This is a genomic window from Eisenibacter elegans DSM 3317 (assembly GCF_000430505.1).
Lineage (GTDB): Bacteria > Bacteroidota > Bacteroidia > Cytophagales > Microscillaceae > Eisenibacter > Eisenibacter elegans.
The window spans coordinates 15,281-31,156 of record NZ_KE387152.1 but is presented as its reverse complement, the minus strand read 5'-3'; the positions used below and the strand labels follow the sequence as shown (position 1 = coordinate 31,156).

The 15,876-nt window shown below is 49.1% G+C and carries 13 protein-coding genes, 1 tRNA gene and 1 pseudogene; 8 read left to right on the top strand and 7 right to left on the bottom strand.

The window, feature by feature from the left end; all coding sequences use genetic code 11:
- The first annotated feature begins 34 nt into the window (after positions 1-34).
- Positions 35-979 (top strand): HlyD family secretion protein, encoded by a 945-nt coding sequence (locus tag G499_RS0110405; RefSeq protein ID WP_026999892.1) that lies wholly within the window; start codon positions 35-37, stop codon positions 977-979.
- On the top strand, positions 976-2,142 hold the full coding sequence (locus G499_RS0110400) for an ABC transporter permease (protein WP_026999891.1): 1,167 nt from the start codon (positions 976-978) through the stop codon (positions 2,140-2,142). The genes G499_RS0110405 and G499_RS0110400 overlap by 4 nt, the downstream gene beginning before the upstream one ends.
- Before the next feature lie 318 nt (positions 2,143-2,460).
- On the opposite strand, the gene bamA is transcribed toward G499_RS0110400, so the two are convergent.
- The 5 genes from bamA to G499_RS0110375 all read right to left on the bottom strand — a co-directional run bounded on the left by bamA (position 2,461) and on the right by G499_RS0110375 (position 7,852).
- Positions 2,461-5,058 carry an outer membrane protein assembly factor BamA gene (bamA, locus tag G499_RS0110395; RefSeq protein ID WP_161627732.1) on the bottom strand — a complete coding sequence of 866 codons (2,598 nt, stop codon included), beginning with the start codon at positions 5,056-5,058 and terminating at the stop codon, positions 2,461-2,463.
- Positions 5,030-5,776: an undecaprenyl pyrophosphate synthase gene (locus G499_RS0110390; protein WP_026999889.1), complete on the bottom strand. Its 747-nt coding sequence runs from the start codon at positions 5,774-5,776 to the stop codon at positions 5,030-5,032. The genes bamA and G499_RS0110390 overlap by 29 nt, the downstream gene beginning before the upstream one ends.
- Positions 5,777-6,338: 562 nt before the next feature.
- Complete coding sequence (locus G499_RS0110385; protein WP_026999888.1) at positions 6,339-6,857, bottom strand: D-glycero-alpha-D-manno-heptose-1,7-bisphosphate 7-phosphatase; 519 nt, start codon at positions 6,855-6,857, stop codon at positions 6,339-6,341.
- Positions 6,858-6,862: 5 nt separating this feature from the next.
- Positions 6,863-7,360: a low molecular weight protein-tyrosine-phosphatase gene (locus G499_RS0110380; protein WP_026999887.1), complete on the bottom strand. Its 498-nt coding sequence runs from the start codon at positions 7,358-7,360 to the stop codon at positions 6,863-6,865.
- A 129-nt stretch (positions 7,361-7,489) separates the two neighbouring features.
- The gene (locus G499_RS0110375; RefSeq protein WP_026999886.1) at positions 7,490-7,852 is read right to left on the bottom strand and encodes a hypothetical protein; all 363 of its coding nucleotides are present in this window, start codon (positions 7,850-7,852) and stop codon (positions 7,490-7,492) included.
- A gap of 316 nt (positions 7,853-8,168) precedes the next feature.
- On the opposite strand from G499_RS0110375, the gene msrB reads away from it, so the two are divergent.
- The 3 genes from msrB (at position 8,169) to G499_RS21160 (ending at position 10,717) form a co-directional block, all read left to right on the top strand.
- Positions 8,169-8,711: a peptide-methionine (R)-S-oxide reductase MsrB gene (gene msrB, locus G499_RS0110365; protein ID WP_081413753.1), complete on the top strand. Its 543-nt coding sequence runs from the start codon at positions 8,169-8,171 to the stop codon at positions 8,709-8,711.
- Positions 8,712-8,825: 114 nt separating this feature from the next.
- Positions 8,826-9,497 carry a DUF4159 domain-containing protein gene (locus G499_RS0110360; protein WP_026999884.1) on the top strand — a complete coding sequence of 224 codons (672 nt, stop codon included), beginning with the start codon at positions 8,826-8,828 and terminating at the stop codon, positions 9,495-9,497.
- Positions 9,498-9,634: 137 nt separating this feature from the next.
- Positions 9,635-10,717 carry an OmpA family protein gene (locus G499_RS21160; protein ID WP_051296158.1) on the top strand — a complete coding sequence of 361 codons (1,083 nt, stop codon included), beginning with the start codon at positions 9,635-9,637 and terminating at the stop codon, positions 10,715-10,717.
- A gap of 364 nt (positions 10,718-11,081) precedes the next feature.
- Here G499_RS21160 and hemB read toward each other — a convergent pair whose 3' ends face one another.
- On the bottom strand, positions 11,082-12,071 hold the full coding sequence (gene hemB / locus G499_RS0110350; RefSeq protein WP_035727247.1) for a porphobilinogen synthase: 990 nt from the start codon (positions 12,069-12,071) through the stop codon (positions 11,082-11,084).
- Positions 12,072-12,280: 209 nt separating this feature from the next.
- Between hemB and G499_RS0110345 the strand changes: the two genes are divergently transcribed.
- The 3 genes from G499_RS0110345 to G499_RS0110335 all read left to right on the top strand — a co-directional run bounded on the left by G499_RS0110345 (position 12,281) and on the right by G499_RS0110335 (position 14,470).
- Positions 12,281-12,365: transfer RNA gene (locus G499_RS0110345), tRNA-Ser, on the top strand.
- A gap of 114 nt (positions 12,366-12,479) precedes the next feature.
- Entirely contained in the window at positions 12,480-13,109 is a 630-nt protein-coding gene (locus G499_RS0110340) for a TetR family transcriptional regulator C-terminal domain-containing protein (RefSeq protein ID WP_026999882.1), read from the top strand.
- Positions 13,110-13,153: 44 nt separating this feature from the next.
- The gene (locus G499_RS0110335) at positions 13,154-14,470 is read left to right on the top strand and encodes an ABC1 kinase family protein (protein ID WP_026999881.1); all 1,317 of its coding nucleotides are present in this window, start codon (positions 13,154-13,156) and stop codon (positions 14,468-14,470) included.
- A 128-nt stretch (positions 14,471-14,598) separates the two neighbouring features.
- Here the strand turns inward: G499_RS0110335 and G499_RS22330 are convergent.
- A pseudogene (locus G499_RS22330) lies at positions 14,599-15,528 on the bottom strand (type ISP restriction/modification enzyme).
- Between the last annotated feature and the right edge of the window lie 348 nt (positions 15,529-15,876).

Sequence of the window (15,876 nt, the reverse complement as noted above, 5' to 3'; positions counted from 1 at the left end):
CGTATTTATTCCCTAATTAACCCCTTAAATTAATATGAACAAGTTGATTGTCTGGTGTTTGGCATTAGGGCTGTTACTGTCTGCCTGCCAACCCGAACAAACACCGACCTTTGAAGGCAAAGTCTATCGAGAGGTCATCAGTGTTGCCCCAAAAATTGCTGGTCGTGTGGCCAAGATTTATGTAACCGAAGGGATGGAAGTACAGGCTGGCGATACGCTTGCCCTCCTCGAAATCCCAGAAGTTGAGGCCAAAAGACAACAGGTTGAGGGCTTGTGGCAAGCAGCCGATGCCCAGTACCAAATGACGCATAACGGTGCTACACAAGAGCAAATCAAGCGGGCAGAAGCCCAACACCAAGCCGCCAAAGATCAGTATGAGTTTGCACGCAAAACCCTCAAGCGCCTCGAAGCTTTGGTTACAGATTCACTTATTGCCCCCCAAGCGTTTGATGAAGCTACAGCCAAATACCAAATGGCCTTCGCCCAGTGGCAGGCTGCCGCTGCCGGCCTCGCCGAGGTCAAACAAGGGGTACGCACCGAAATGCGCCAAGCTGCCTTGGGGCAGCGTACACAAGTGGCCGGTGTACAGCAAGAAGTCGCCATTGCTGAACGCGAGCGTGTCTTGATTGCCCCAGAGGCGATGACCATCGAGACTATCACCCTACACCAAGGGGAGCTGGCCCTGCCTGGGTATGCCCTTTTCAGGGGCTATGCTCAAAAGACCGCCTACATCCGCCTTTCAGTACCAGAGGCCATAGCCGTAAAACACCAACCGGGCGAACAATGGACACTCACCCTGCCCCATACCCAAGAAAGCCTTCAGGCCACAACCATCAGCATCCGCCCGCTACCGGCCTATGCCAATATCAGCAGTGCCTATCCGCAATATGCGCTTAGTGAGGCCTTGTATGAAATCAAGCTGCGCCCTATGGAAGCAAAAGCCCTATTGACTCACCAAACCGTTTTGTGGCAACCATGAAGTTGTGGCTCAATCTTATCCTGAGAGAGTTTAGGCTCTTTTGGCAAAACAGTGTGTTGCGCATCATTTTCCTAGGTGCGCCCCTCCTCTATGGCCTATTGCTGGGGGCGGTCTATCAGAAGGGTACGGTCAATGAACTGCCCATTATTGTGATTGATGAGGACCAGTCGCCGCTAAGCCGGCAACTAATTGATATGTTGCAAGATACCGAAACACTTGTCGTAAAGCAGGTACTCCCACAGCAGGCTCTGGCTGCCGCCCAGATGCCGTCCTATGAGGCAATGATCGTCATTCCATCACGATTTGAAGCCGATATTTTGTATAAGCGCAGCCCCGAGTTAATGGTCGAAATCAATACGGCCAATATCTTGACAGCCAACTATGCCTCCAAGGCCATCCAAACAGTATTGGCCACACTCAATGCCGGGTTAAGCTTGGAAACACTCAAAAAACAAGGCAAGGCCGAGGCCGTAGCATTGCAGGAGTTGCAGCCAATCCGGGTGTTTTATCATCGCCGCTACAACGAAAGCGCCAATTATGCCTTTTTTCTCTATCCGGGAATTTTGGCCACTGTGCTCCAGCAGGTGCTCTTACTGGGGCTTGCCCTGAGTTTTGCAGCCGAATGGGAACACCAACGCTGGCAAACGATGCTTTTGCCCTTGGGCAAAAGTGCGGGTTATTGGTGGTTGGTCAAAGTCTTGCCTTATTTGCTAATGGCCGGCGTGATTTGGCTTTTTTATGGCATACTCCATCTCGGTTTTCATATTCCTCTACCCCAACAACTGGAATTCTTGAGCTTGGCAGCCCTCTTGCTGATGGTGGCGGCTTCGGGTCTAGGGGTGGCAGTGAGTGCTCTCATTCCCAACCAGCTCAAAGCCACAGAGTTGTTGATGGTCATTGCGACCCCAAGCTTTGTGTTGAGTGGATTTACCTATCCTTTGAGCCAAATGCCCCTGTGGCTACAGTATGTCGCACAAATGATTCCTCTTACCCCCTTCTTGCAGATTTATAGAACAATGGGCATCGCCGGCGGTACTACAGCCCAAGCAAGCATCGCCTGGCAAACACTTGGGGCTCAGGCGCTAGGATACAGCCTGATGGCTTGGCTGGCTATCTACCTATTTCAGAAGAAAGCAAAAGCACAGTTGCTCACTTCTAAGTAGTTATGAGTTTTTAATTTTGAGTGCTTAGCTGTTTTACTCACTTGATTGTCGATATATTACATAATAAACAATACAAAAGTTATTTTTGCATTTGCATTGGTACTCAATTAATCAACGATGAGGGGGATACTCCCTGTCAGGCAATGTCAAGTTATACCAAACCTCTCTTGATTTGAGGGTAAAATGAGACTTAGCCCGCAGTTTTAACTGTGGGATTTGGAAAATATCCCGTGACGTAACCAAACCAGTTTTGATTGGGTATACAAAAAAACACCTCCCCGAAGGAAGGTGTTTTTTTAATCACTGTACTTTGGTCGTTTATCGAATTTGCTGCCCGATAGTAAAGTGGAATTGCCCACCGGAGATGCCTGTTGCTCCCGGCACACGGTCGAAGCCGTAGGCCCAGTCAATCCCTAACAAGCCAAAGGCTGGCATAAAGATACGCGCACCCACACCAGCAGAACGCTTGAAGTTGAAGGGAGAGAACTCTTCGTAGTTATCCCAGGCATTCCCTCCTTCGAGGAAGCTGTGTATATAAATAGTAGCCGAGGGGTTGAGCGATAGAGGATATCGAAGCTCCATCACGGCCTTGTTGTATACTACCCCGCCCGGCGACAAAGTCGGCGGCGGAATGGAGTTGTCTCGATAACCACGCAGGCCGATGATATCTGTGCCGAGCAAGAAGTTGAAACCGGCAAGACCCGCCCCCCCTAGTCGGAAGCGCTCGAAAGGCCCTATCCCTACGTCTTTGTTGTAAGTACCGATAAAGCCGAAGTGCATACGGGTACTGAGCACGAGCTTGCCGGTGATGGTCGTAAACCACGAGCCGTCAAACATCCATTTGTGGTACTCAATCAGTCGGAAACGCTCCTGAGGGGTCAGCTCTTGGTAGTTGACATCAGGCCTGAAGAGCGACCAAGGTGGTGTCAATGTAGCACTGAGTGAGATATTGGAACCACCACGGGGATACATTGGGTTGTCGACACTGTTTCGGGCAATCGTGGTATTGAAGTTAAGGTTTTGTGCTATACCTGTCGAGAACAAGTCCCTGGCAACGCTAAAGTTGAAGAGGTCGTAGTAGTTATAGGTCAATGAGTTAATCATTGTGAAGAAATCATCTGGCCAGCGCAAACGACGACCTAAAGAGAGGGTAATGCCATAGAGCTTGAATGACTGTACGACAGGCCCTTGATTGAAGCCGAACCCGCCACCAAAACCACCGCCAAAGCCGCCGCCAAAGCCGCCTCCTAGACCACCAAAGCCAAAGGGGTTGCCCAACGCACCGGCAGTAATATTTTGGACAGAGTGGCTTAGACTGATAGAAAAAGAGTTGGGCTTGCGTCCACCGAGCCACGGCTCTGTAAACGTAAAGGAGTATGTTTGGAAAGCACGCCCATTGGCCTGAAAGCGCAGTGCGAGGCGTTGGCCGTCACCAGAAGGCAATGGTCTCCAGTTTTTGAGGTTCAACATTTTTCGCGCAGAGAAGTTGTTGAACACCAAGCCGAGCGAGCCCACAAAGCCAAAGCCACCACCCCAGCCACCAGAGAGTTCTATCTGGTCATTGGGTCGTTCTTCGAGGGTATACTCTATGTCTACTGTGCCATCCATCATATTGGGTTTAGGCTGCATTCCGATGTTTTCGGGGTCAAAATACCCTATAGCGCTCAACTCACGCTGCGTACGGATAAGGTCAGCACGGCTAAACTTATACCCCGGGGAGGTGCGTATTTCTCGGATGATGACATTGTCGCTGGTCTTGGTATTGCCATTGACAATGATGCGGTTGTTATCTACTTGGGGGCCTTCAAAAACCTGCATCTGCACATCGATAGAATCGCCGACAATCGCCAGCTCTACCGGTGTTACGTTGAAGAACAGATAGCCATCGTCCATATAGAGCGAGGACACATCTATGTCATTCATACTGAATTGCAGCTTTTTCTGCATTCGATCTGTATCGTATACGTCTCCTTTTTCGATACCCAATACTCTTGAGAGCGTTTCATCATCATAGAGATAGTTGCCTGTCCAAGTAATATTACGGAAGTAATACTTCCGTCCTTCTTCTATTTTGATATCAATGCGTACACGGTCAGGGTTGCTGCCTACATACACCGAGTCAGCAATAATACGGGCATCCCTGTGTCCCTTGGTATTATACCAAGCAATCAGCTTTTGTTTGTCTTCTTTGTATTGGCGTTTGATATACTTGGTGTTGCGGAGGATGTTGCGGAACTTCACCGAGTTGGTCTTTCCTAGTTTTCGCTCTAACGTTTTGTTGCTGAAAGCTGTATTGCCTTCAAAATTGATACGCTCTACCTTTACCTTCTTGCCCCTATCGATATAAATGGTCAATACAGCGCGGTTGTTGGAGTTGCTGTCTACCCTTTGGTCTATCCGCACCTTGGTATTGGCGTAGCCCTTGTCGGCAAAGTGCTTCTTGATGCCCATCTCGGTATTTTTGAGCATCGCATCGGTTACGATTTTGCCCCTTGTGAGGCTGACAGCCTTTTCTTCGAGCGTCGTAACTTGGCCTTTGCGCAAGCCCTTGTACTTGATGTCGAGCAGGCGAGGCCGCTCCCGTACACGGATATTGAGCGAGACTTGTTCGCCTTCGACCTTGACAATATCGATGGCCACGTCGGCCAAAAGCCCTTGTTTCCAGAGCTTGCGGATAGCGTCGCTGAGGTCTTTGCCCGACAGATTGACCTTGTCGCCCACACGCAAGCCAGACATATTGGCGATGATGTTGGGGTCGAGGTATTGCGAGCCCGTAACGGTTAGGCTAGCGATTTCTTTCTGTGATTGCGCCTGCAAAGGCGACCATAATCCGCCTGACAATAGCACTACAAAGCTGATAAAAAGGCCGAGACGAAGGAAGCGGCGCTTATTGGGGGTGTTTCTGTAATTGTTCACTTGTTTTTCCAAATCTTCGTTCACGTTGTTGATAGGCTATGAGCGCTTCATAGAGATGCGCCCTTCTGAAATCAGGCCACAGGATAGGGGATATATATATTTCGGTGTATGCTAATTGCCACAATAAGAAATTACTGATGCGCATTTCGCCACTAGTACGGATAAGTAGCTCTGGATCAGGAATATTGGCTGTGCTGAGATGCTGCTCAAATAGCTCTTCGAGCGGCACATCGGTAGGGAGTGTCCCTTGCGCTTGAGCCTCCATAAGCTGTTTGACAGCACTGAGAATATCCCAACGACCACTATAGCTCAAGGCCAGTATCAGGGTCAAGCCGGTATGGTGGGCAGTCATCCGGACAGCTTCCTGCAACTCCTCTTGACAAGAAGCAGGCAGACTTTGGATGTCGCCGATAGTAAGGAGACGCACGTTGTTGTTGGTCAAAGTCTTGATTTCCTTGCGGATGGTAGACACTAGCAATTGCATCAGCCCATCTACTTCGTCTTTGGGTCTGGCCCAATTTTCGGTAGAAAAGGCATATAATGTCAAATACTGAATCCCCAGCTCGGCGCTGGCTTCTGTTACTTCTCTGACAGCTTTGATGGCGTTTTTATGGCCAAAAATACGCATTGCTCCCTTCTTCTTCGCCCAACGGCCATTGCCGTCCATAATCACGGCCACGTGTTTGGGAAGCCCTTCTATATCAATAAGTTCTTTCATTCGGACAGTAACAGCCTTTTTGTGTGTGATACAGCGCCTGACAGTGCACTGTGTAGAGTGGAGTGTTCAATAAGCAGGCACACAACCTTTGGCGTATTGAGTTCGCAAAGTTAAAAAGGTATTGCTAACATCACAAACAAGCCCAACTTTTATCGTCGACGCTGGAGAAATTTAAGTTATTTTATAAATTGAAGCTCCCTTGGTCATCATTTCGCCGCTGCCGGCGCGCTACAGACGACACAAAGCGCCACGCTGTTTTTATCCCAAGACTTCCTTGATTTGAGGATTCAAATACACCATCAGCACTGCTTTTCCAAAAATAAGAGGTAATGTAGGATATCCGCAGTTAGACATTTTTGGTTTTTGTCGACACCACATTCATTTTACCTCCTCTGGTTCTCAACATCAATATAACTGCAAAGTATACGCAAAGAACACAGAGAAGAGCAAAGACAGTGACTTTGTGTATTCTTGAGAAGTCATTATGTCCTAGGAAAGCGAAAGCGGCTGTGTCAAGACCAAGATGAAAGCCCAGAAGTCACATAAAATAAGTCTGGTATTTTTATGAGCCTAGTATCACCTCTGTAGCGGCTACCAAACTACTCACAGTGGCGGCGGCTAGGGGATGTGAGGGGGCGTTTTCGGCAATGTGTATGCAGCGCAGCCCTTGGGCGTGTCCGGCTTCGAGGTCGCGGGGGCTATCGCCTATGAGCCACGAGCGGCTGCGGTCGATGTCAAATTTGGCACAGGCTCGCTCAATCATCAGTGTGCCCGGCTTACGCGAGAGCGAGGCTCCTACCTCTGAGTGCCCGGGGGCAACATATTGTGCATCAATGAGTCCATTACAGGCTTGTTGCAAATGGGCAAAGCAGGCCTCTACATCAGCCATCGCATACAATCCTTTGGCGATACCGCCTTGGTTGGTGACGATAATGAGTAAAAACCCTGCTGCTTTCAACTGTGCCAATGCTTGGGGAACACCAGGCAGCACCTCAAAATCGGAAACCTTATAGGTGTATGTGCCCCGTTCGCGGTTGAGTACCCCATCTCGATCCAGAAAAATGGCTTTTTGGCTAGGCATACCTATCAGACTTGTTTGGGGTTGAGGTGATGCCGCTCTACGAGATAGTCGATGAGGCGCTCGGCACTACGCCGGACAATCTGATAGACGTGCTCGAAGCCCTCCGCCCCCCCGTAGTAAGGGTCGGGTACATCCACATCGTCGGGAGAGACATCAAAACTACGCATCATCTGTAGCAGAGCCTTTGCCTTGCCCCCGGCGGTTTGGTAGAGTTTGAGCACATTGTCGTAGTTGCTCTTATCCATCGTGATGACATAATCAAAAGCCTGCAAATCTGCTGCTGACACCTGACGGGCGCGGTGTGTCAACTCTATCCCGTGGCTGCGGGCATTGGCGCGGGTGCGCTCATCGGGCAGCTCTCCGATATGGTAGGCTGCTGTACCGGCAGAATCGGCGCTGACTTGATCGCTCAAACCACGTTCTTCCAACAATTGCTCAAAAACACCCTGAGCAATGGGCGAACGACAGATATTGCCCAAACAAACAAAAAGTACACGAACCATAAGCATAAGGCGGAAATACTCCGCTTTGTGATTGCAAAAATATCCTTTTGTTGGGTGGTTCAAAATCCACCCAATTGTTTTATAACAAATCTACAAAGAAAAGAGTTGAGCGCAAGGCAAATTGCCCTCCTACCGTGGGCTCGTAGCTTGTTTTTGAAAAACTACAGCCTGCAAAATAAGCACAACGAAAACCAAAAATGTCCGATGGTGCAGCCTCTCATCTAACACTAGAATATCGAATAGATGGCGTTCTTTTTCCTCTCCTCTAAAGAAGTGGGTGATTTTGATGATTGTCTTAACGGGTTGTTTGGCCTCAAAAATCAGCGTAGTGGTGACCCGTTCGCCGTCACCGCCGCGCAGTTTGGGGTTCGGTTGTTCGTACACTTCTTGTTTTTCTAGCAGTGCTACAACGGCGGGCTTGGTGATAGTGTATGCGAAGGTGTATCCTACCGAAGGGTGCTCGGTGGCACTGTAGTGGACGCGCTCTCCCACTTGTAGGGTATAGGTGTCGCTTTTGAGAGGATTAAGGGCTACCCTTTTTGCGCATAGAGGTTGGTACAAAGCATCACCCAGCTGCTGAGCGTTAGGATGAAAAATAAGCTACTGGTTTTGGTAGTTGGCATACGCTTGGGAGTTTGATTGGGTGATATTAAGACATTATCGGTACAATTGCCACAAAAGTATGCCAACGGCTGGTTTGGGTTTAGGGAACGCCTTGGGTATCTACCGAAGCCACTCGTAACAAATTTACACATAAAAGAGTTAAAAACACAGAGACAACCTCTGTGAACCTAGAGATTCAACGCTTATGCAAACTCATTTTCTTTCTCGTTTTAGTAGCTTGTGTTTGGGGCTGCTTTTGGTCAGCTTCAGCGCTTGCGCCCAACAAAACTCCAATGCCCGTATGATAGATCAGAGCAGTAAAAACCTTCCCCGCACGGAAGCCATTCCCGAATCAGAAAAGGTCGTCAAAACAGACCAAGAATGGAAACAAGTCCTCGACCCGCAAGCCTATCAAGTCTTGCGCCAAAAAGGCACCGAACGCGCCTACACTGGAGCCTTCTGGAACCACAAAGCCAAGGGCTTGTACCTTTGTGCCGGCTGCGACAATGAGTTGTTCCACTCCGACACCAAGTACGATTCTCACTGCGGTTGGCCTAGCTTCTTTGAAGCCTTCCGCCCGGGTGCCATTCGGTTTGAAGACGACCGCAGCCACGGCATGGTACGTACCGAAGTGCTTTGTGCCAAATGTGATGGGCACCTTGGCCATATCTTCGACGACGGCCCACCTCCCACCGGCAAGCGCTATTGCATCAATTCGGTGGCGATGAAATTCGTCGAAAATAAGTAACTTGCCTACAGAATCACTTGATGCTGCCTCCTCCACTGTCTGCACTGACACAGCGCGTGGGGGAGCGCTTCACCCACCCACAACAGCTCACCACCTGCCTATTTTGCCCATACAATGCTCCAAACCCTACGCACCCTTCTATTAGGATTACTCCTTTATACCGCTGCCCTGTCGCTCCAAGCACAATCCACAGGCTTTAGGTTGGCCAAACTCAAGTATGGTGGCGGTGGCGATTGGTATGCCAACAAAACTTCTCTACCCAACCTGATTGCTTTCTGTAACCAACACCTCGGCACCAATTTCCCCCCCGAAGAGGACATCGTAGAGGTCGGCAGCCCCGATATTTTTGCCTATCCTTGGATACATATGACCGGCCACGGCAATGTCGTCTTTACCGATGCTGAGGCGCTCAACCTGCGCCGTTACCTGATGTCGGGCGGCTTTTTACACATCGACGATAACTACGGGATGGACTCCTACGTGCGACGCGAGATGAAAAAAGTCTTCCCAGAGCTAGAGTTTGTAGAGCTACCCTTTTCGCACCCCATCTACCACCAAAAGTTCAAATTCCCCGAAGGCCTGCCCAAAATCCACGAACACGATGGCAAGCCCGCCCAAGGCTTCGGCCTGATCTATCAAGGCCGCCTCGTCTGTTTTTACTCCTATGAGTGCGATTTGGGGAATGGTTGGGAAGATGCCTCCATCCACAACGACCCCGAGCACATCCGCCGCGCCGCCCTACAGATGGGAGCCAACTTGGTGGCCTTTGCACTCACCAATTTTTGAGTGCAGGCAGGGAATAATGCTTCGATTATCATAAAAAAATTACGGCTAAGCAATCGTGGAATCTTTTTTGTAGCACTTCTCGTACCCAACGATAAGCTCCTCAGTGTTTTACTATTGTGATTTTCACCACTACAATTATGAACTATTTAGTCCGGCTGCCGCGCCCCTTATTGCTACTTTTGGCCTGCTTTAGCTTATCCTTAGGCGCTTCGCAGCAACTGTGGGCGCAGCGAGATACCACCCGCTCCGTTATGTCGCGCATTGCCAATGCCAATACCGAGGTCTCTTTTAAGGAAATAGCCAACCAGAAAACCAAGGACGGCAATCATTACATCCTTTATCGCCTTAGCCGCCAACGCATCCGCGCTGAGGCAGACTCCCGCAAAAATTCTGTATATGTTCCCGAATATTACAAGCGCGACCCTGACGGCGACGGTGTGGTCGGTGATGCGGACAAGTGCCCCTCCACTCCTTCAAAAGTATGGGTGTATGTGGGCAGCAAAGACAGTGTCAGTATGAGCCTACACAACGACTTGCTCGTCATCAATGGCCGTGACTCTATCTATGTTCACGTCAACGAATTTGGATGCTTCCCCGACGATGACGGCGACGGCGTGCCCAACTTCAACGACCGCTGCCCTGATACCAAGAAAGGTGAGCCTGTGGACAAATACGGTTGCACGCTCAAAGACTCCGACGGCGACGGTATCCCCGACATCTACGACGACTGCCCCGACAAGCCCGGCTCCAAGAAAAACCGTGGTTGCCCCGACCCTGACCGCGACGGCGACGGCATCCCTGATAAGGAAGACCTCTGCCCCGACGAGCCCGGCCCCAAGAGCAACAAAGGTTGCCCAGAACTCATCAAAGAAGAGGAGAAGGAAATTCTCAAGGCGGCCAGCCGTGTGCAGTTCAACACCGCCAGTGCTGTCATCTTGCGGGAGTTTTACCCTGAGCTTGACCGTGTGGCCGACCTGCTCAAGAAATACCCCAAAGCCCGCCTACACCTCGAAGGCCATACCGATAGTGACGGCACCGAAGAAGCCAACCAGGTGCTCTCCGAACAACGTGCGGCTTCTGTACGCCAGTACCTCATCAACAAAGGCATCGAGCCTGAGCGCATCACCTCGGCAGGGTTTGGTGAACTTCAGCCTATCGATACAAACAATACCCCACAGGGCAAACGCAATAATCGCCGCGTGGAGATGAGTGTTTTCTAAGAATTGTCTAAATTTTCAGCCCTCCCACAATTACAGTCGAAGGCTAAGAGCTTACTAAGTTTTTAGCGCGGCGCTCAAAACAGCTGATTTTGGTGTCAATGAAGAGAATTTTAGACAAGCTCTAAGCATAAGGCCGTACACTACATACTTATCAAGCATAATAAGCCATCCTCAGTTTTTTGGGGATGGCTTTTTATACCAAGATTCACAAAATTTGATTTTCTTGATTCTCAAAGATTCTTAGCACATAACATTTCCCAAAGCAATTTTGGTTGGGTGTAAAACAACGGGTTAAGTCTCATGAGCTTGTCTCGGAGCTGGAGCACCAAGCTACTCCAGTGGTGTGCAAAACCTTTACCCTAGACTATGAGACCTGCTGCTTGTACTGTTGTGCAAAGTCTTTGGCAAAATAGGTCAAAATCATATCTGCTCCGGCGCGGCGTATGGCCAGCAAGCTCTCGTTCATTGTTTGTGAGAGGTTGAGCCATCCTTGTTGGGCTGCGGCCTGAAGCATCGCATATTCTCCACTGACTTGGTATGCGGCGATGGGAATATCAAAGTCTTCTCTCAAAGCCCTGATGACATCTAGGTAGGGCATTGCTGGCTTGACCATGAGGATGTCAGCACCTTCGGCGTAGTCGAGGGCGGCTTCCTCACGCGCCTCGCGTAGGTTGGCAGGGTTCATCTGATAGGTCTTCTTGTCGCCAAACTTTGGTGCCGAATCTAAGGCATCGCGAAAAGGGCCATAAAAAGCACTGGCATATTTGGCGCTGTAGGCCAAAATGCCCACTTGGCTAAACCCTGCTTGATCGAGCGCTTGGCGCAGATACCCTACACGGCCATCCATCATATCTGAAGGCGCAATAAAATCGGCGCCGGCCTGAGCTTGGACAATGGCCATCTGTGCCAAAATCGGCAGGGTTTCGTCGTTCAGAATCTGCCCATCGCGCACAAGCCCGTCGTGGCCGTCGCTACTGTAGGGATCCATCGCCACATCTGTAAACAAGACTGCCTCCGGAAATCGTTCTTTGATTGCCCTGATGGTGTTGGGATACAGGCCGTCGGGGCGGTAGCTTTCGGTAGCCAGTGAGTCTTTGCGGCTATCGGGCAGGCTCGGAAAAGGCGCAAAAGCCTTGATTCCAAGCGCAAACGCGGCCTCTACCTCGCCAAGCAGCCGATCGAGACTGTGGCGGTAAATACCGGGCATAGACACAATGGGCTGCTGGATGTTGTGCCCTTCTACCACAAACAATGGCAAAATAAGGTGCTCTGGACTGAGGGTTGTTTCGGTTGTCAGGGCGCGTAGGGCGGCTGTCTGGCGATTGCGGCGCGGGCGGCGGGTAAGTGGAGTCATATGGTGATTGATGTTGTATCGGTACTCAAAAAGCAGCAAGTTACAAAAAAAGCCCTTGACACAACGATACAACAATGCTATATCATAATTTTTATCACTGATTATGAGGCAATTGTATTTTTTTTAAAAGAAAATACCCGCCTAGTATTGCACAGTCTCAGAAAAAGTATCACCTTTGTATCCCGAAAGCAGCAATGAGCTGCAAACAAAGAGAGATGGCGGAGTGGTCGATCGCGCCGGTCTTGAAAACCGGAGACCTTCACGGGTCCGGGGGTTCGAATCCCTCTCTCTCTGCAACAAAGCCACACAGTCTGATGATTGTGTGGCTTTTTTATTTTTTCGAGGCTGCAAAAGAAAACTATCTGTTTGGATTATCAGTTAATAAAACTGACAAACCCAAGCGTTTTTATGAGCACCCAAGCAAAAATCACACAAGCCTATATCGAGTATGTGCTAGAGCACAATGCGCGGCCTAATGTTTATATTTTCTGTAAAAATAGCAAGCTCAAAGAAGCTGATTTTTATGACACCTATGGCACCATAGAAGCCGTAGAAGCGGCCATTTGGACACAAACATTCGCCGATAGCCGCACCCGTGTCGAAAAAGAAGAAGTGTATGCCGGCTATAGTGTGCGGGAGAAATTACTGGCCTTTTATTATACTTTTATTGAGGAGCTAAAATCCCAACGCAGCTTTTTTCTATGGAGCTATCAACAACTCCCCCCCGATAGCCGCCTATCTCCTGCGATATTTAAGGAGATGCGCCAACATTTCATCCGCTATGCCCAAGAGTTGATACAAGAAGGGGTAGAAAGCAACGAAATTGCACAACGTATCTTCATCACCGACCAATACCCTAGTATACTTTGGGGCCAACTCCGATTGATTCTGGATTTTTGGTTCAAAGATATGAGCGCCGCCTTTGAAAAAACGGACGTGTTTATTGAGAAAAATGTCAACCTCGCTTTTGACCTAATGAACCGTAGCTTCGTAGACTCTTCTGTGGACTACTTGCGCTATATGCTCCAGAATCGCTAAGACTCACCTAACGTTTCTTCGTTACCTTTTAAGCTTGATTGTTTATGAAATCACAAAAAAATATCCCTACCAGTAAAGTCCAACGGGCTACCAAGTTTTTGCAGACGGGTGTCAAAGTAGGAGGGAATTATGTAAAGCATTATACCAAAAAGGCATTTAACCCCAGCCTCTCCAAAGATGAGCTGCATCAGGACAATGCCCGCGACATTTACGACTCGCTCAGCCAGCTCAAAGGCAGCGCGCTCAAAGTGGCGCAGATGCTCAGTATGGACAAAAACCTGCTGCCCCAAGCCTATGCCGACCGCTTTACGATGGCGCAATATAGCGCTCCGCCGCTATCAGGCCCCTTGGTGGTAAAAACTTTTCAGAAATATTTTAAAAAATCCCCCCATCAGCTCTTCGACAGCTTTGAGATGGAGGCTGTCAATGCGGCCTCTATCGGCCAAGTACACGTGGCATACAAAGATGGGCAGAAGCTGGCCGTCAAAATCCAATACCCGGGCGTGGCTGAAAGCATCAGCTCCGACCTCAAGATGGTCAAGCCTTTTGCCGCCCAAATCCTACAGTTGCCCAGCAAAGATATTGACGATTATCTGCAAGAGGTGGAGTCAAAACTGATAGAAGAGACCGACTATGACCTGGAGCTGCGCCGCTCCATCGAAATGTCGGAGGCCTGCGCCCACTTGCCCAATATCACCTTTGCCAAGTACTTCCCCGAGCTCTCGTGTCAGCGTGTGCTGACGATGGAGTGGCTCGACGGGATGCACCTCAAGGACTTTTTGGCCACCAACCCCTCGCAGGAGGTGCGCAACCAAATCGGCCAAGCCCTGTGGGATTTTTATGACTTCCAAATGCACACCCTCAAGAGCATCCACGCCGACCCACACCCAGGTAATTTCTTGATGCGTGCCGACGGTACGATGTCCATCCTCGATTTTGGCTGTATCAAGGTCGTGCCCGAAGAATTTTATCAAAACTACTTCGTGGTCGTAAATCCCTACCTGCTCGAAAACGAAGAGAAGCTCAAGCAGGTGTTTTATACAATGGACTTCCTCTTCGAAGACGATACCCCGCAGGAGGTGGAGCTGTTTATGGGCTTGTTCAAGCATATGATTGGCCTACTCTGCCGCCCCTTCCGCGAGGACAACTTCGACTTCAGCGACGATGCCTACTTCAAAGAAATTTATGAGTTTGGCGAATATATGTCTACCCTCAAAGAGTTGAGAGAGTCGAAAAAAGCCCGTGGCTCGCGCCATTCGCTCTATATCAACCGTACGTATTTTGGACTATACTCGATGCTCAACGAGCTGGGCGCTACCGTCAAAACCAATCGCCCCGAATGGCTCACTGCACCGGTATAAGTCCCCGCCAATCGTTTGATAGGTAGCCCTAAAGCAAGCCTTGGAAAAGAGCACTTTTGTGCTCTTTTTTCGTTAAATCATATTTAAAAAAAAGCAACGTAGTTTTTTGTATTGGTCGAGTATCCACTCTAAGGCGCTGCGGTTGCCCAGTTTGTACTCAAAAAAGCCACGGACGGGATGCCTGTGAGTGTGGTGTTTTCATCCAATACAATATCATTGATTTCTTTATCGCGTTGTAGTCTGGCCTTAGGCTCGGCTTTGGGCTTATCGGCCTGCACGATTTTGATGCCGGCATAGGGTGCTACTTGCTCATAATGCAAGTGCAATTCCATCAGCTTTTGACCTGCCGCTGCCCAAGCGCCAAAGTCTTGGTAGAGCGGAATGCGTGGAAAGTCGCGCTTGAGGTTTTGCTCGTATTTGCTGCGGTAGGCGGGGTGGTGCAATACGGCATATACGTAATGAAAAATGGCCTCTTTAGTGAGTTTTTTGTTGCCATAATGCGCCCGAAACTGCTCCAAGGCCCAGTCCGTAATGTTATCCCGACAATTGTCCGACCCATCTTAGCGGTAGAGGGGAAGGCATTGGGTTTTTTCAAGAAAATCAAGTCCACCTATATGCTTTGTTGCTAATGTCTGAAAATCTTTGCTTGACCCTATACCAGAAATACAAATACTCTTATCCGTGTTCTCATTCTGATAAATGCTAAACCACTGATAAGTCATTCCATTGAAATGCTTGTCAAAATAGAACCATTGGGCAACATATGGGCGATAAATACTTTTGACAATCTGTTTGGCCTCAAATTTCTTCTTGATGCTTCTGCTGAGATATTTCTCTAATTCTCTATCCCACTTGATTAAAAATTTTTCTGGGTTGTCTTTAGATTGAATGGTTTTTTGGTACACATCGGTCAAGAAGCGGATTTTTTGTGTGAGCGCTTCTTTTGAAAAATCATATGCCCATTCGTCGCGCTGGCTTTTAACTCCACTTGAAAATAGTTCAAAAATTGCCTCTGTGTTGCCTTTGCCTACTTTTACTTCCTTGCTGCAAACAGGCATGAGCGAATCAAATTCGTCTTTGATTTCCCGGTAGCCCCAGTCTAAGCGCATCGCATCTTTGAGTGTACCATCAGGATAAACGGTTGTGCCGAGCTTGGCTTGGTAGTCCAGCTCCGCTACCAACAGCAAGTTACGCTTTTTGGGGTATTCATTGAGCAGTTTCTCAAACGCCCTGCGGATAGAGGTTTCTTGACGGCTGCCGCCATATTGGATGAGTTGCTCTATTTCGTGGTAATATTCTTGAATGAGAATAGACACCAGGTGTGATATGTTTGTTGGGATAATCTGCTCATAGTCAAATATTTGGGATACAACTCACCCAATATCCACAAAAGAAGAGATAATAAT

Excerpts from the sequence above, each read along its gene's own strand:
- G499_RS0110405 (WP_026999892.1), top strand. The coding sequence starts at position 35 with ATGAACAAGTTGATTGTCTGGTGTTTGGCATTAGGGCTGTTACTGTCT.
- G499_RS0110400 (WP_026999891.1), top strand. The coding sequence starts at position 976 with ATGAAGTTGTGGCTCAATCTTATCCTGAGAGAGTTTAGGCTCTTTTGG.
- G499_RS0110390 (WP_026999889.1), bottom strand. The coding sequence starts at position 5,776 with ATGAAAGAACTTATTGATATAGAAGGGCTTCCCAAACACGTGGCCGTG.
- G499_RS0110385 (WP_026999888.1), bottom strand. The coding sequence starts at position 6,857 with ATGCCTAGCCAAAAAGCCATTTTTCTGGATCGAGATGGGGTACTCAAC.
- G499_RS0110380 (WP_026999887.1), bottom strand. The coding sequence starts at position 7,360 with ATGGTTCGTGTACTTTTTGTTTGTTTGGGCAATATCTGTCGTTCGCCC.
- msrB (WP_081413753.1), top strand. The coding sequence starts at position 8,169 with ATGCAAACTCATTTTCTTTCTCGTTTTAGTAGCTTGTGTTTGGGGCTG.
- G499_RS0110360 (WP_026999884.1), top strand. The coding sequence starts at position 8,826 with ATGCTCCAAACCCTACGCACCCTTCTATTAGGATTACTCCTTTATACC.
- G499_RS21160 (WP_051296158.1), top strand. The coding sequence starts at position 9,635 with ATGAACTATTTAGTCCGGCTGCCGCGCCCCTTATTGCTACTTTTGGCC.
- hemB (WP_035727247.1), bottom strand. The coding sequence starts at position 12,071 with ATGACTCCACTTACCCGCCGCCCGCGCCGCAATCGCCAGACAGCCGCC.
- G499_RS0110340 (WP_026999882.1), top strand. The coding sequence starts at position 12,480 with ATGAGCACCCAAGCAAAAATCACACAAGCCTATATCGAGTATGTGCTA.
- G499_RS0110335 (WP_026999881.1), top strand. The coding sequence starts at position 13,154 with ATGAAATCACAAAAAAATATCCCTACCAGTAAAGTCCAACGGGCTACC.